This is a genomic window from Curtobacterium sp. AC272 (assembly GCF_979258155.1).
This window is the reverse complement of sequence record NZ_OZ409838.1, coordinates 2,771,401-2,784,821: the sequence shown is the minus strand read 5'-3', so window position 1 is coordinate 2,784,821 and position 13,421 is coordinate 2,771,401. Positions and strand designations below refer to the sequence as shown.

13 protein-coding genes and 5 pseudogenes are annotated in these 13,421 nt (G+C 71.8%); 3 read left to right on the top strand and 15 right to left on the bottom strand.

Translation table 11 applies throughout. The annotated features are described in order from the left end of the window. Nucleotides 1-209: 209 nt before the first annotated feature. The 6 genes and pseudogenes from ACZZ0J_RS14365 to ACZZ0J_RS14340 all read right to left on the bottom strand — a co-directional run. Nucleotides 210-1,913, bottom strand: coding sequence for an MDR family MFS transporter (locus tag ACZZ0J_RS14365; RefSeq protein ID WP_463437479.1), 1,704 nt, complete (start codon nt 1,911-1,913; stop codon nt 210-212). Beyond that, nucleotides 1,910-2,530 (bottom strand): TetR/AcrR family transcriptional regulator, encoded by a 621-nt coding sequence (locus ACZZ0J_RS14360; protein WP_463437478.1) that lies wholly within the window; start codon nt 2,528-2,530, stop codon nt 1,910-1,912. Before ACZZ0J_RS14360 ends, ACZZ0J_RS14365 begins: the two co-directional genes overlap by 4 nt. A 50-nt stretch (nt 2,531-2,580) precedes the next feature. After that, on the bottom strand, nt 2,581-3,063 hold the full coding sequence (locus ACZZ0J_RS14355) for a GNAT family N-acetyltransferase (RefSeq protein ID WP_307860909.1): 483 nt from the start codon (nt 3,061-3,063) through the stop codon (nt 2,581-2,583). Between the two features lie 40 nt (nt 3,064-3,103). Continuing rightward, a complete protein-coding gene (locus tag ACZZ0J_RS14350) occupies nt 3,104-3,793 on the bottom strand; it encodes an HAD family hydrolase (RefSeq protein WP_463437477.1) in 690 nt (229 codons plus the stop codon). A 227-nt stretch (nt 3,794-4,020) separates the two neighbouring features. Further along, nucleotides 4,021-4,188: pseudogene (locus ACZZ0J_RS14345) on the bottom strand (MBL fold metallo-hydrolase); the annotation flags it as partial. 179 nt (nt 4,189-4,367) lie between these two features. Further along, nucleotides 4,368-4,487: pseudogene (locus ACZZ0J_RS14340) on the bottom strand (MBL fold metallo-hydrolase); the annotation flags it as partial. A gap of 533 nt (nt 4,488-5,020) precedes the next feature. Here ACZZ0J_RS14340 and ACZZ0J_RS14335 point away from each other — a divergent pair. Continuing rightward, on the top strand, nt 5,021-5,776 hold the full coding sequence (locus ACZZ0J_RS14335) for a glycosyltransferase family 2 protein (protein ID WP_463437476.1): 756 nt from the start codon (nt 5,021-5,023) through the stop codon (nt 5,774-5,776). Nucleotides 5,777-5,823: 47 nt separating this feature from the next. Here the strand turns inward: ACZZ0J_RS14335 and ACZZ0J_RS14330 are convergent, their stop codons facing one another. Then, a complete protein-coding gene (locus ACZZ0J_RS14330; protein WP_463437475.1) occupies nt 5,824-6,048 on the bottom strand; it encodes a hypothetical protein in 225 nt (74 codons plus the stop codon). Nucleotides 6,049-6,058: 10 nt separating this feature from the next. On the opposite strand from ACZZ0J_RS14330, the gene ACZZ0J_RS14325 reads away from it, so the two are divergent. Continuing rightward, nucleotides 6,059-6,526, top strand: a complete 468-nt coding sequence (locus tag ACZZ0J_RS14325; protein WP_463437474.1) for a hypothetical protein — start codon at nt 6,059-6,061, stop codon at nt 6,524-6,526. A gap of 10 nt (nt 6,527-6,536) precedes the next feature. On the opposite strand, the pseudogene ACZZ0J_RS14320 reads toward ACZZ0J_RS14325, so the two are convergent. Further along, nucleotides 6,537-7,152: pseudogene (locus tag ACZZ0J_RS14320) on the bottom strand (helix-turn-helix domain-containing protein). 58 nt (nt 7,153-7,210) lie between these two features. Here ACZZ0J_RS14320 and ACZZ0J_RS14315 point away from each other — a divergent pair. Continuing rightward, a complete protein-coding gene (locus tag ACZZ0J_RS14315; RefSeq protein WP_463437473.1) occupies nt 7,211-8,200 on the top strand; it encodes an NAD(P)/FAD-dependent oxidoreductase in 990 nt (329 codons plus the stop codon). A gap of 588 nt (nt 8,201-8,788) precedes the next feature. Here ACZZ0J_RS14315 and ACZZ0J_RS14310 read toward each other — a convergent pair. The 7 genes and pseudogenes from ACZZ0J_RS14310 to ACZZ0J_RS14280 form a co-directional block, all read right to left on the bottom strand. After that, nucleotides 8,789-8,926: a hypothetical protein gene (locus ACZZ0J_RS14310; protein WP_463437472.1), complete on the bottom strand. Its 138-nt coding sequence runs from the start codon at nt 8,924-8,926 to the stop codon at nt 8,789-8,791. 4 nt (nt 8,927-8,930) lie between these two features. Then, nucleotides 8,931-9,350, bottom strand: coding sequence for a DUF6314 family protein (locus ACZZ0J_RS14305; RefSeq protein WP_463437471.1), 420 nt, complete (start codon nt 9,348-9,350; stop codon nt 8,931-8,933). A 151-nt stretch (nt 9,351-9,501) separates the two neighbouring features. Further along, nucleotides 9,502-10,556 (bottom strand): annotated as a pseudogene (locus ACZZ0J_RS14300) (NAD-dependent epimerase/dehydratase family protein). Further along, on the bottom strand, nt 10,556-11,749 hold the full coding sequence (locus ACZZ0J_RS14295) for a zinc-dependent alcohol dehydrogenase (RefSeq protein ID WP_463437470.1): 1,194 nt from the start codon (nt 11,747-11,749) through the stop codon (nt 10,556-10,558). Before ACZZ0J_RS14295 ends, ACZZ0J_RS14300 begins: the two are co-directional and overlap by 1 nt. 123 nt (nt 11,750-11,872) lie before the next feature. After that, nucleotides 11,873-12,301, bottom strand: a complete 429-nt coding sequence (locus ACZZ0J_RS14290) for a phosphotransferase (RefSeq protein ID WP_463438191.1) — start codon at nt 12,299-12,301, stop codon at nt 11,873-11,875. Between the two features lie 88 nt (nt 12,302-12,389). Next, nucleotides 12,390-12,896, bottom strand: a pseudogene (locus tag ACZZ0J_RS14285) (phosphotransferase); the annotation flags it as partial. Beyond that, on the bottom strand, nt 12,862-13,419 hold the full coding sequence (locus tag ACZZ0J_RS14280) for a TetR/AcrR family transcriptional regulator (protein ID WP_333924667.1): 558 nt from the start codon (nt 13,417-13,419) through the stop codon (nt 12,862-12,864). The pseudogene ACZZ0J_RS14285 and the gene ACZZ0J_RS14280, both read right to left, overlap by 35 nt. Nucleotides 13,420-13,421: the final 2 nt, after the last annotated feature.

The following is a 13,421-nucleotide window of genomic DNA, read 5'->3' as shown; positions in this document are numbered from 1 at the left end:
AGACTCGGCTTGGACGACAGTTCTCGCGCCGACGAGCACGAATAATGTCGCTGAGCCCGAGACTCGGGGCCGGCCGCGGCAGTGAGCGCGACCAGACGACGGACGGGAGGCGCGGCACCAGCTGGCACCGCGCCTCCCGTCAGCCCGCCGTCGTCTCCCCAGCGCGCCCCGCGATCCGCAGGACGCCGCCGGATCCGGCGGCGTCTCGCTCAGTCGGAGGTGTCCCGGCGGGACGCCGGCGTCTCACCACCCGACGACACGGACTCCGACGACACGGACTCCGCCCGGCCCTCGCGCTGCGCACGCTCGAGCTCGTCGGCCTCGTCGCCACCGACGGCCTCGCCACGGGCGACCATGCCGGCCGTGTCGGAGAGCGTGATCTGCGGCAGGAACAGTGCGAGCAGGAACGCCACCGCGATGAAGGGCAGCAGGTACCAGAACACGGGCGCCAGCGAGTCGGCGTACGCGTTCACGATGCCGTCCTGCACCGCCTCGGGCAGCTTCGCCACGGTCGCGGGGTCGATGCTGCCCGCCGATGACGCCGCATCGGTCGCCGACCCGCCGGCACCGGTGAACACGTCGGTGAGCGACGTCGTGAGCCGGGCCGTGAACAGCGCACCGAACACGGCGGTCCCGAGGGAGGCGCCGACCTCGCGGAAGTAGTTGTTCGTCGAGGTCGCGGTGCCCACCTGCTCGGCCGGCACGGCGTTCTGCGCGACCAGGACGACCACCTGCATGATCAGTCCGAGCCCTGCGCCGAAGACGAACAGGTAGGCGCAGATCAGCCAGATCGGGGTGGCCGCGGCGAGCTGGGTCATCGCGAGCATCGCGATGGCGACCAGGACCGTGCCGATGATCGGGAACATCCGGTAGCGACCGGTCTTCGTGATCAGGTTGCCGGACGCGATCGAGGTCCCGATCAGGCCGACCATCATCGGCAGCATCAGCAGACCCGACACCGCGGCAGAGGTGCCTGATGCCATCTGCAGGAACGTCGGGACGAAGCCGATCGCGGCGAACATGCCGATGCCGAGCACCAGGCCGATGCCGGTCGCGAGCAGGAAGGTGCGGTTCTTGAAGAACGACAGCGGCAGGACCGGGTCCTGCGCACGCGACTCGACGAGCACGAGGAGCGCGGCGGAGACGACGAGCCCGGCGAACCAGGCCCAGGTCTCGGGGGCGTCCCAGCCGTGGTCCTTGCTGCCGCCGAACTCCGAGAAGAACACCAGGCAGGTGGTCGCGGCGGACATGAAGAGCACGCCGAGCACGTCGATGCGCTTCGTCGCCTTCTTGTTCGGCAGGGTCAGCGCGAACCACGCCACGAAGAACGCCGCGATGCCGACCGGGATGTTGATGTAGAACGCCCAGTTCCACGTGAGGTGGTCGACGAAGAAGCCACCGAGGAGCGGGCCGCCGATCGCGGACAGGCCGAAGATCGCACCGAGCGGGCCGAGGTACTTGCCACGCTGCGAGGCGGGCACGATGTCGGCGATGATCGCCTGCGACAGGATCATCAGACCGCCACCGCCGAGTCCCTGCATCGCGCGGAACACGACGAGCTGCGTGAAGTCCCCGGCGAAGGCGCACCCGGCCGACGCGATGGTGAACAGGGCGATCGCGATGAGGAACAGGTTGCGGCGGCCGAGGACGTCACCGAACTTGCCGTAGACGGGCATCACGATGGTCGAGGCGAGCAGGTACCCGGTCGTCAGCCACGCCTGGTGCGCGACGCCGCCGAGTTCGCCGACGATGGTGGGCATCGCCGTCGAGACGATGGTCTGGTCGAGGCTGGAGAGCAGCATCCCCGCGATGAGCGCGGAGAAGATGATCCAGATCCGGCGCTGTGTCAGCAGCAGCGGTCCGTCGGTGCCGGGGCGGGCGCGCTTGGTGGTGCCCGGCGCGGTTGCGCTCATGGTGTGGAGTCCTGTCCGGTGGTGATGGCCGCCCTCATCAGGCGGAGGTTCTGGGTGAGCAGCTCGTCGAACGGCGGGCCGGTGGCCTCGTCGAAGGCGTCGTCGAAGTAGGTCTCGGCGGTGACCTTCGCCAGTGCCGCCGCTGCCTCGGTGACGAGGCGCGCACGGCGGTCGGACGGGTCCGTCCAGCCGAACCGCTGTCGCAGCGCTGCGGTGATCCGCGCGAGCTGCACGTCGGTGGCCGACAGGAACCGCGCGACGAGCGCCGGTTCCCGCTCGAAGACCCGGCGCACCAGGGCCTCGTCCGACCGGTCGATGCCGTAGCGGCGGAGCTGGTCGATCGCCAACGCGATGATCGAGTCGAGCGGATCGAGGTCGGTCGGGACGACGCCGCCCGCGGCGTACTCGTCGATCGCCTCGACGTCGGCGTGCAGCTCGATGCCGAGCACGGCGTCGTCCTTCGACGCGAAGTGGTTGAAGAACGTGCGCCGTGACACCCCGACGATCTCGCAGAGCTGCTCGATCGTGAAGCCGCTCAACCCGTGCTCGATCGTCGCCCGACGCGCTTCGACGATCATGCGTCGGCGCAGCGCGCGGGTGCGTTCGGTGGTGTTCACCGAGCAAGAATTGCACTATCTGGCTGAGAGTGCAATACGGGTCGGAACGCTCAGAGCGCTTTCTCGAAGCAGAACGACCACGGCATCGTCGCCGCGTACGGCGCGTAGACCGGGATCGGGCTCCACCCGGTCTTCTCGTACAGGGCGACCGCGTCGGGCTGCTTGTCACCGGTCTGCAGGATCAGCCGTGGCGCGCCGAGCTCGCGGCCGATGCGCTCGCACTCGTCGAGCAGTGCGGTGGCGGCACCCTTGCCACGGGCGGACGTCAGCACGATCAGCCGCTTCAGCTCGACCTCGTCGCCGAGCCGCCGGATCGCGATGTGCCCGACGGCGTCGCCGGACTCGTCGAGGGCGAGGACCGAGGCGACGACGGTCGACGGGTCGACGGACAGCGCGCGGCTCCGTTCGGCCGTGATCGCCGGGTCCTCGTCGCCGTTCGACGAGCCGTAGCGTTCGTGCATCTCGTCGTCCATGCGGGCACGGAGCAGCACGGATCGGGGGTCGTCCCAGGACACGCGTTCGATCGTGATCACGGTCGACGATCCTGTCACGGATGCCGGCGGCGGTGCACGCTCACGCGCGCCCGTCCAGCGCCGCGATCGCGCCGTCCCCGGACCGCAGCGCGGCGAGCAGGGCAGCGGCGTCGTCGTGGACCTCGGCAGCGCCGGCGCCGCGGAGTTCGTCGCCGCCGATGCCGCCGGTCATCACCGCGACACACGTCACCCCGACGCGTCCGGCCGATTCGACGTCCCACATCGCATCACCGACCATGACGGCAGCGTCCGCGCGCACACCGGCCCGGTCGAGCGCCACCTGGATGATCCCGGGGTCCGGCTTCGCCTGTTCGACGTCCTCGGAGCTCGTCACCGCGGTGAGCCACTCCTCGGCGTCGAGCAGTTCGCGCAGCCGCGTCAGTTCGTGCTCCGGCGCACTCGTCGCCAGGACGACGGCGTGCCCGGCCTCGGCGACCGTACGGAGCAGGTCACGGGCGCCCGGCAGCAGCCGCAGCTGCGGCATGTGCTCGGCGAAGTAGGCGGTGTGGAACTGCTTGACGGTGTCGCGCGTCTCGTCGGACGCGTCCGGCAGCAGCGTCTCGAGCAGCTTCGCGGAGTCCATGCCGATCGCGCGGTGGATCCGCCAGGCGTCGACGGACTCACCCGCTGCGCGGGCAGCGCGCCACCAGGCGTCGATGTGGGCGTAGTTCGAGTCGACGAGCGTGCCGTCGATGTCGAAGAGGACTGCGGTCGAGGGAGCGTCGGACATCCCTCCATGCTGCCCGGGAGGCGCGGATCGCCTCCCAGGAGCACGGTCGCGCCCGTCAGACGGTGATCGATTCCCGCGGGCAGGATCAGGACCGGCACCGGTCCGAGACCGTCCGAGCCGAGGAACCGCGCGGTGGACTGCTGGCCGAGGTCGCTCAGCATCGCCTCGTGGATCTGCACGGCACGCTCCGGCGCCACCGACCGGACGTAGTCGACCGCGGCAGCGGTGCTCGTCCACGGACCGCTTGTCGGCAGGAGCAGCGTCTGCACGGGGACACCCGGCTCGAGGTACGCGTCGCCCGGGTGGAAGACGGCACCGTTGACCAGGTAGCCGACGTTCGCGATCGTCGGGATGTCGCGGTGGATGACCGCGTGCTCCTCGCCGAAGGCCTGCACCGAGAACGGCCCGACCTCGAACGCGTCACCGGCACGGACCGCAGCGACGCGGCCGTCGTGGTCACCAGCTGCTCGACGATCGCCGCCGGCCCGCGGACCACGAGCGACGGGTTCGCGTCGAGCCCGGCACGGACAGCGTCGACGTCGAAGTGGTCGGCGTGCTCGTGGGTGATGAGGACCGCGGCGGCAGCGCCGGCAAGATCAGCAGCCTCGGGCGTGAAGGCACCCGGGTCGATGACGAGGGTGGTGCCGTCCTGCTCGAGGACGACGGTGGCGTGGGTGTACTTCGTCAGCTCCATGCCGACAACACTACAACTGTGTTGTACTTCTGGTGGCCGATCCGGGTGAGGGAGCACTCAGTCGGCGCGCCGGGCCAACCGTTCGAAGATGCCGGGCAGGCGCTCGAGGGCCGCGCGTTCCTCGTCGTCGAGCTCCTCGCGGATCGCCGTCGCCAACCAGTCGGCCGCGCGAGCATGTCCCGGCGGAGGACCTCACTGCCGGTGTCGGAGATGCGGATGACCGACACGCGACGGTCGGTGTCCGACGCCGTCCGCTCGACGTACCCGAGGTCGGCGAGCTCCCCACCGTGCGCGACTGCCCCTGGTGCTTCACCGCCCGGCGACGTGCCAGCTCGGCGATCGGCATCGGCCCCTCGCGCTCGAGGAACCCGAGGGTCGTCGCGTGGGCGGTCGGCAGCGAGTCCGCCTCCCGCTTCGCAGCACGCACGACGCGACCGATCGCGTGCCGGAGCTCCACGGCGAGTTCGTCGGTCCGGTCCATGCCCGGAACGCTACCGCGTGGCCGCACAGCGGACCTCCGGTTGGATCGGAGGATGGTCCGCGTCTCCGTCGTCATCCCCGTGCGCGACGACGCTGCGCACCTGCGACGCTGTCTCGACGCCCTCGCGGTGCAGACGCTGCTCGCCGACGAGGTCGTCGTGGTCGACAACGGCAGCCGGGACGACAGTGCCGAGGTCGCCCAGGCAGCGGGGGCGATCGTGCTGACCGAACGCATCCGTGGCATCGCCCGGGCCTCGGCGCGCGGCTACGACCGGGCCTCCGGGGACGTCCTCGTCCGGCTCGACGCCGACTCCGTCCCGCCGCCGGCGTGGATCGCCGACGCGGTGCGCCTGTTGGCCGATCCGTCGGTCGTCGCGGTGACCGGACCCGGGTGTCCGCACGACGGCGGACCGCTCATCGGCCGACTGTGGGACGCCGTCTACATGCGGCCGTACTTCGCGCTCATGTGGGCCGCGCTCGGCCGCCCGCCGCTGTTCGGTTCCGCGATGGCGATGCGGCGGTGGACCTGGGACGCAGTCCGTGGCCGAGCGCACCGCGAGGACCCCGAGGTGCACGACGACGTCGACCTGAGCATGCAGCTCGACCCGGCCTGGCGGGTGGTGGCCGACCCCGTGCTCACGGTGCAGGTGTCCGCGCGGCCGTTGTCGGGCCTCCCGTCCGCCCTGCTGCGGACGCGACGCGCCTTCCACACGTTCCGCGTGAACGGGCGGCGGGCCAACCCCGTGCGTCGGTGGGCGCGCCGGGTGCGCGCGGGGCTGCGGGTGCGGCGCGGGTGGCGCACGCGCTGACGGGGTCACGGAACGGTGACGCTTGCGGACGCCGTCAGCACGTCCGCCTACGTTCGATCGCGCGGGCACGTCCGCACGACGAACGAGGGAGCGATGCGGCGGTCAGCGCGCACGACGACATCCGGGATCACGGCGACGCTGACGGCGGCACTGGCGATCGGACTCGCCCTGTCGGGCTGCGCCCAGAGCGCACCAGCGGGGCCGAGCACGCCGTCCGCGACGACGGCGGAGAGCACCGGCACACCGAGCGCCAGCCCGAGTGGCACCGGCACCACTGCCCCCGTGACCGACGACGCCGGCACGGTGCCGGCCGCTTGCACGGACCTCATCACCCCTGGCGAGTGGGACGAGGCCTTCGCCTCGGCCCCGCTGAACGACCCGTCGGTCGTCGGCGACCCGATCGCGATCCCGAAGAGCGCCTTCACCCCCGTCCTGCAGGCCGACGGCAAGCCTCTGTACTGCGTGTGGCGGGAACCGCAGGCCGACATCTCGTACCTGTCGATCGCGGTCGACACGGTCGACGCCGCGACGGCGAGCACGGAGCTGGAGAAACTCTCGGCGGACGGCTACGACTGCGCTGACCAGGCCGACGGCTACCAGTGCCAGAAGGTGTCGAAGAACGAGCAGTACCCCGTGACCGACGGGGACACCTACTTCACGCGTGGTGACATCGGCATCCACATCCAGCAGTCGAACATCGAGACCTCTGGGCTCCTCGACGACGTCGTGGACCACGTCTTCACGGCGTAGACCGAGGCGGTCAGCGCGTCGGTCTCGACCGCACGTGCGCCCGCTCCCCTGGGGCCCGTACAGGCACAGCACCTCGGTCACCGAGTCGGTGACGTTGCCCATCCAGTGCGGGGTGTGGGTGTCGAACTCGGCGACCTCACCCGGCCCGAGGTCGAGGTCGTGTTCGCCGAGCACCAGGCGCAGGCGGCCGGACAGCACGTAGAGCCACTCGTAGCCCTCGTGCGTCTTGAGCGACGGTTCGCCGCCCGGTGTGTTCGGTGGGAACAGCTGCTTGAACGACCGCACGCCGCCGCTGCGCTTCGTCAACGGCACGACGACCCGGCCGCCGTGCACCTCGGGCTTCATGTGCACCCGGGGTCTCCGGTCTGGGGCGCTCCGACCAGGTCGTCGAGCGGCACCTGGTACGCCCGCGCCAGTGGGAGCAGCAGTTCGAGGGTCGGCTTGCGCTGCCCCGACTCGAGCCGCGAGAGCGTGCTCACCGACACCCCGGTCTGCTCGGACAGTGCGGCGAGCGTGACGTCCCGGTGGGCACGGAGCGCGCGCAACCGCGGCCCCACTCCGTCGACGACCTGCGCGGTGGTGCGCGGCGTGACCGGTTCCTGCGGGCCGTGGGGCATACTGCCCATTTTGCCACATCAGCAAGGTTCTTTGCCGTTCGTACCGCAGGGGCCGCATGCTCCTTGCATGCGTGATCACTACGACGTCATCGTCATCGGCGGAGCAGCCGCCGGCCTCTCCGCCGCCCTCGTCCTCGGGCGTTCCCGCCGTTCCGTCCTCGTCGTCGACGCGGGCGAGCCCCGCAACGCGCCGTCGGCCGGCGCCCACAACTACCTCGGGCGCGAGGGCATCGCCCCCGTCGAGCTGTCCGCGATCGGGCGCGACGAGGTCGCCGCCTACGGCGTCGAGGTGGCGGCCGGGAGGATCGTGGCCGCGTCCGCCACGACGGGTGACGGCACCGACCCGGTCGGCTTCTCGGTCACGCTGGACTCCGGCACGGTCGTCACCGCCCGCAGGCTCGTCGTCGCCTCCGGCGCCGTGGACGTCCTGCCGCAGGTGCCGGGCCTGGCCGAGCAGTGGGGGCGCGGGGTCGTGCACTGCCCGTTCTGCCACGGGTGGGAGATCCGCGACCAGCGCATCGGCGTGCTCGTGACGACACCGAACGGCGTGCACCACGCCCTGATGTTCCGGGCGTTGAGCGAGGACGTGACGGCGTTCGTCACCGATCCGGCACTCGTCGACGACACCGCCCGGGCCGGTCTGCAGGCCCGCGGGATCGAGGTCGTCGACGACACGGTCACGCAGATCCGCTCGTCGGAGGGCACGCTGACCGGGGTCACGCTCGGCTCCGGCGAGGTCGTCGAACTCGACGCCCTCGCCGCGGCGAGCACTGCTGAGGCGCGCGTGGACTTCCTGTCCGGCCTCGGTCTGGTCGCGACCGACCAGTTCATGGGCGACTTCCGGTACGCGAGCGCGCTGACCGTCGACCCGGCCGGGCAGACCTCGGTGCGCGGCGTGTACGCGGCCGGCAACGTGGCGGCTCCGATGGCGACGGTGATCGCGTCCGCGGCCGCCGGGGTCCAGGCGGGAGCGGCCGCGCACGGCGACCTCGTGCAGGCCGACCTGGCGGCGGCGTTGGCCGCGGCGGCGGTGGGCTCTGGGCGAGTCTCGGCCTGAGCGACAGTCCTCGCGCTCGGAGCCGCGAGGGGTGTCGTCCACCCCGAGACTCGGGGCAGCCGTCAGGCGACGCGGTAACCCGCCTGCGCCGCCAGCAGCGGGGCGAGCGTGTACAGCTGGTCGGCGCCGATCGTCGCACCGCGGAACCCTCGAGACGCTCGACCCGGTCGAGGTCCGCACCCCGCAGGTCCACGTGGTCGATCCGGGTGTTGGACCCCTCGGCGTCGCGGATGCTGCTGCCCTCGAACGACACCCGGAGCAGCTTCGCGTCCGCGATGTCGAGCTCGTCGATGACGCAGTCGCGGAACACCACGTCGGTGAGCGTCGACCCGCGCAGGTTCACGAACCCGAACTTCATCCCGACGAACTCGACGCCGTTCAACCCGGAGTCGTACAGCTCACCCGAGCCGATGCGACCGCCGGACACCCGCACCTCGCGCCACGAACTGCTCGACGCCCGCAGCACGGGGGCGTCGAGCGTGTCGATGATCGAGTCGTGCACCCGCAGGCCACGGAAGTCGGCGCCGTCGCCCCGCAGCGTGTCGATGACGCACTCCTCGATCTCGAGGTCGGGCAGGCGCTCGCCGGTCAGGTCGAGCACGCCGATGCGCTTCCCTCGATGCGGTCGCCGGTCAGGACGTCGCCGGGTCCGGGGACCCAGTCCTGCAGATCGACGGGCTCGGTCAGGGTGATGCGCGGGGCGTCGGTGCCGGAGGAACGTGCCATGGACTCAGTCTGCCGCGTGCCGGTGACGCTCCAGCACGCTGTCGAGCCGGTAGTCCTTCGCCGGGCCCCGGGCTTCCCAGCGCACGGTCCACCGCTGCTCGTCGCCGTCCAGTGCTCCGGTGTAGTCGTCCGGAGCACAGGCGTGGGCGACGCTCGCGCCCCACACCCAGTCGTGGAACACCCGGCCGTCGGCGAAGTGCACGGTCCACGCGTGGTCATCGCCGCGCCGGACGGTCAGCGTCCGGGACACCGGGGTGGTCCGGCCGTCGAAGGTCATCACGCCCGCTTCGTCCCAGCGCACCTCGTCCGCGCCGACCGCTGTCAGTGTCGAGGTGCCGGTGACGTCGCCCTGCACGCCGGCACGCCGGTCCTCCAGGGTCCGACGGAGCACCCACTCCCCCAGCAGGTCCGTCGGCAGCAGCACCGCCCCAGGCTAACCGCGCAGGGCCTCGGCTCGCGCCGCCCGTTCCTTCCCATCACACGCGCGATGGAACGCGGAATCGGGCGTACCTGGTCGAAACTTCCGACCCGGTACGCCCGAAAGCACCCGGTACGCCCCGGCAGCGCCAGCCCAGCTACCCCCGCAGCGGATCCGACGCGGCCACGTGCGCCCCGTCCGCGAACCCGGCCACGAGCGCACGCAAAGCGTCTTCGGAGGTGTGCCGAGCCTCCCATCCGAGTACCGACCGGGCACGGTCGGTCCGCATGATCGGCACCCCGGCCGCGATGTCGATCCAGCCGGCGTCCGTCGGCTGCAACCGCAGCCGCCACGTCAGCGTCACGATCCCGCGCAGCAGCCCGAGCGGGATCCGGACGGCACCGAGCATGCCGAAGGCCCTGGCCAACCGCGGCGGGTTGAGCACGGGCGACGCGGCGATGTTGAACGCTCCGCCGGCCCGCTGGTCGACGGTCCGCCAGTAGGCGTCGGCGACGTCGTCGGCGTGCACCGCCTGGAACACGAACGGGTACGGCAGGGGCAGCACGAGCCACCGGATCCAGCGCACGATCGACATCGGCACGAGGTGCCCGAGGAACAGCCCGCGGATCTCGGCGGCGGCGTCCCGCTGGAAGATCAGGCCGGGGCGCAGCCGCGTGACGACCACGGACGGATGGTCTGCCTCGAACGCGTCCATCGCCGCTTCGTTCGCGGCCTTGTGGATCGAGTACGTCGCGGTGGGGATGCCGTCGGTCGGCCAGCTCTCGTCGACCGGGGTGCGCTTGCCCGCGGCGTCGACGCCCCGGTAGGTCCCGACCGACGAGGCGACGACGACCTGCGGGACCCCGCTCGAGCGACGGCCGACAGCACGTTCGCGGTGCCGGTGACGTTCGTCCGGTACTGCAGCGGGATGTCGTGCGTCGGCTGCAGCGCCCAGGCCAGGTGGATCACCGCGTCGGCACCGGTGAAGACCGCGGTGAGCTGGCCGACCGCATCGGACGCGCCGATGTCGACGGCGTGCCAGACCGCGGAACCGTACGGCTCCGCGTGCACGTCCGGCAGCCGCCGCGCCACACCGACGATCTCGACGCTGTCGTCGCCCCCGTCTGCCCGCGCGGCGACCCGCGCCTGCGCGAGCCGACGGAGCACCGCCGTCCCGACGTTGCCGGTCCCGCCGACGACGACGATCCGCATCAGGCGGCGGCCAGGGCCGGGTCGAGCACGACCTTCACGCAGCCGTCCTGCTTCTTCTGGAACACCTCGTACATGTGCGGGGCGTCCTCGAGCGACACCCGGTGCGTGGTCAGGTCGAGCGTGCCGAGCGGGTCCGACGGGTCCTGCACGAGCGGCATGATGTCGTCGATCCAGTGCTTCACGTTGCACTGTCCCTCGCGGATGGTGATCTGCTTGTCGAAGAGCGTCATCATCGGCATCGGGTCGGCCATGCCGCCGTAGACGCCGCTCAGGGAGACGGTGCCGCCGCGACGGACCAGGTCGATCGCGGCGTGCACGGCTGCGAGCCGGTCGATGCCGGCGACCTCGATCGCCTTCTGCGCCAGGGCGTCGGGCAGCAACCCGGCCGCACGCTGGGCGAAGCCGGCGACGGGGTTGCCGTGCGCCTCCATGCCGACGGCGTCGACGACCCCGTCCGGGCCGCGGCCGTCGGTCAGGTCGACGAGCTCCGGCACGGTGTCCTTGGTCAGGTCGAAGACCTCGGCGCCGTGCTTCGCCCCCAGGTCGCGTCGGACCTGTTCGGGGTCGACGGCGAGTACGCGGTAGCCCAGGTGCTTGCCGATGCGGGCGGCGAACTGGCCGACGGGGCCGAGTCCGAGCACGGCGAGCGTGCCGCCCTCGGGCACGTTCGCGTACTGCACGGCTTGCCACGCGGTGGGCAGGATGTCGCTGAGGAACAGCCACCGGTCGTCGGGCGAGCCGTCGTCCGGGATCACGATGGGCCCGTAGTCCGCGTGCGGGACCCGGAGGTACTCGGCCTGGCCGCCGGGGACCTGGCCGTACATCTTCGTGTAGCCGAAGAGCGCCGCTCCCGAGCCGTACTCGGTGACCTGGTTGGTCTCGCACTGCGACTGCAGACCGTTCTTGCACATCCAGCAGTGGCCGCACGAGATGTTGAAGGGGACGACGACCCGGTCACCGACCTTGAGGTTCGTGACGGCGCTGCCGACCTCCTCCACGATGCCCATGGGCTCGTGGCCGAGGACGTCGCCCTTGTCGATGTACGGGCCGAGGACCCGGTACAGGTGCAGGTCGGAGCCGCAGATCGCCGTGGACGTGATCCGCACGATCGCGTCGGTCGGTTCCTGGATGGTCGGGTCGGGGACGGTCTCGACGGACACCTTCTCGGTGCCCTGCCAGGTCAGTGCGCGCACGTCGCGTTCCTCTCGTGGTCGCTTCGGGCCGGCCGGGAGGCACGGCTCGCTTCTCCTCCTCGGTACGCGCCCGCCCCGTGGTGCGTTCACAGCCCCGCCTGGGTTCGGGGCTCCGCCGCCCGGTCAGACGACGGGATCCGCGAGCACCGTGGCGAGCACGCGCTCGTGCTCTGCGCGGTCGCCCGGACCGGCGCTGCCCGCCAGCATGATGAGCGCCTTCCACAGCGCCCAGCCACGCGCCCGCGCCCACGCATCGGCGTCGAGCCCCACGGCCTCGCGGAACACCGGGCGCGCCGCCGGGTCGAGGAACGTCCACGCGAGCACGAGGTCACAGGCCGGGTCACCGACCCCGCACGTGCCGAAGTCGATCAGGGCGGCGAGGCGTCCCGCGTCGTCCACGAGCAGGTTGCCCGGCGCCACGTCCCCGTGGAACCAGACCCCCGGACGGTCCCACGCGGTGGCGACCGCGTCGTCCCAGATGCGTTCGCACGCCGCACGGTCGACCGGCGCGCCCAGGGTGTCGAGTGCCGCGACGACCTCGGTGCCGTACACCGAAGGGTGCTCGCCACGGTGGAACGAGTGCACGCCGGCGGTCGGGCCCCGGTGGCGGGGAGGCTCGGAGCTGCCGGAGCACCGCGCCGACGTCGGCGGCGAAGCGCTCGTGGTCGAGGTCGACCGCACGTGCGGCCACCGTCCCGTCGAGCCACCGCCGGACCGACCACGGGAACGGGTACCCCTCGCCCGGTTCCCCCAGGCCGACCGGCTCGGGGACCGCGACGTCCAACCGGCGTGCCAGGTACGGCAGGACGTCCTGCTCCTTCGACCCCGGGCACGTAGCCGGCGGCGCTCGGCAGCCGGACGGACAGCGCGTCGCCGAGTCGGTACGTGCGGTTGTCCCAGCCCTGGTGGTCGACCTCGCGCACGGGCAGCCCGCTCCACTCGGGGAACTGCGTCGCGACGAGTCGTTCCACGAGTGCGGCGTCGATCCGGGGCACTTCGGTGTGCATGGCCCCAGGTTAGGCCGACGACACCGACTGATCCACGGGGTCGGGCCGGCCGCCTGCCCAGGTGACCGGCGGGACGGCCGCGCACCGGGCCTCCCGGCCGGGTCGTCAGGCGGGTTCTGCCAGGGCGAGCAGCGCGTCACGGGTGACCGCCAGCTCGCGTGCGTCCAGGTACGGCGGCATGGCGGCAGCTGCTGCGAGCCCCTCCGCCGCGTGCCGGACGACCAACGTGCGGTCCTCGGGCAGGCCGTCGCGCGCGAACACCGTGCGCCAGTCCTCGGCGTCCGCGGCGACGACCGCCTCGACCCCTGGCACCGCCATCAGACCGGTCCAGTGCGCCGTCGGCGAGAAGACCTCCATGGCGCGTTGACTGCCGCCGCACAGGGTCCGCACGTAGGCGCGGAGGACCTTGCCAGGGCGGTTCTCGGCCAGGTCGACGTGCCGCAGCACCTCGTCCTTGAACGTCGCGAGACCGTGCGCGGCGACGGCGAGGAGCAGCTCGTCCTTCGACGGGAAGTGGTGGAGCAGGCCGCTCTTGGAGACGCCGGCGTCCGCCGCGATCTCGGCGACGCTCACCCGGGTGCCGCGCTCGGCGAGCAGCCGCTCGGCGGCCTCGAGGACCGCCTGGCGGGTGCGCTCACGATCGCGGGTGCCGTCAGTGCTCATGA